General features: G+C 66.0%; 1 protein-coding gene. It reads right to left on the minus strand.

Annotation, left to right across the window (positions count from 1 at the left end; all coding sequences use genetic code 11):
* The coding region (locus tag ACFOOR_RS12365; protein WP_343165815.1) for an IS30 family transposase at positions 1 to 984 on the minus strand (984 nt) is incomplete at its 3' end.
* Positions 985 to 1,029: the final 45 nt, after the last annotated feature.

Consider the following 1,029-nt stretch of genomic DNA (forward strand, 5'->3'; position numbering starts at 1 on the left):
GGTGGATTCTCGTTTGAAGTGCAACAGGTGGTCTGAGAAGGCCTCTGCGGGGGTTCTGTAGTCAAGGCATTTGCGCGGGGTGTTGTTGTAGGCGGCCAGCATGATGGCGAAGGTCGGCTCGTCGAGTTCGGCGAGATCGGTCTTTCGCGGCAGGAAGCGGCGCATGCGGCCGATGGCGTTTTCGATGCCGCCCTTCTGCCACGGGGCGTGGGGATCGCAGAAGTAGGTCCGGATCCCGAGCGTGCCGAGATCGTAGTGCCGGGCGAACTCGGTTCCGTTGTCGAAGGTGACGGTCTGGCGCAGGGCCGGTGGCAAGCCCGAGAGAGCGGCGGCGATGGCTCCGGCGACTGGCTCGGCGTGCTTGGAGGCGATGCGTGCGGCCACGAGGGCGCGGCTCATGCGCTCGTGCAGCATGAGGATGTGCTGTCCGTAGCGGGCGAAGGCCATCAGGTCGGCTTCCCAATGACCGGGATCGAGGCGCAGGGCGATCTCGGCGGGACGTTCGGCGAGCGGCGTCCTGTGACTGATATGCAGAGCCGGGCTTCCCCCCGGGGTGGGGCGCCAGCCGCGGCGGGATTTGGCGCGGGGCAGATAGCGCCGCCAGGTATAGTCGTTGTGGCGGGTGATCTGGGCGTAGACGAAGCGGTAGATGGTCTCCACCCCGACCATGTCTTCCCCGGCCGAACGGGCCCGCCCGACGATCTGCTCGGGCGACCAGCCCGCCTTCAGCTGGCTGAGCACGCGGTCGCGCAGCTCGCCATTGCGGTCGAGCCGGCTGCCGGTCCATCGCCGCGCGCGCGCCTGTTCATCGGCAAAGACGGGTTTGTAGTCGGCCGCTCCGGTGTTGCGTTTCAGCTCGCGAGCCACGGACGATGGCGCGCGATCCAGAGCTGCAGCGATTTGCCGGATCGAACGGCCTTCGCCCGATAGACGGGAAATCTCAACCCGTTCCTCAACGCTGAAATGTCGATATCGCTGTCCCATCGCAACACCCTAGGAAGGTGTTGCACTTCGTTTGAGAACTCAGGG

Origin of the sequence: Hyphobacterium vulgare (assembly GCF_042643335.1) — a bacterium.
Taxonomy (GTDB): Bacteria; Pseudomonadota; Alphaproteobacteria; order Caulobacterales; family Maricaulaceae; genus Hyphobacterium; species Hyphobacterium vulgare.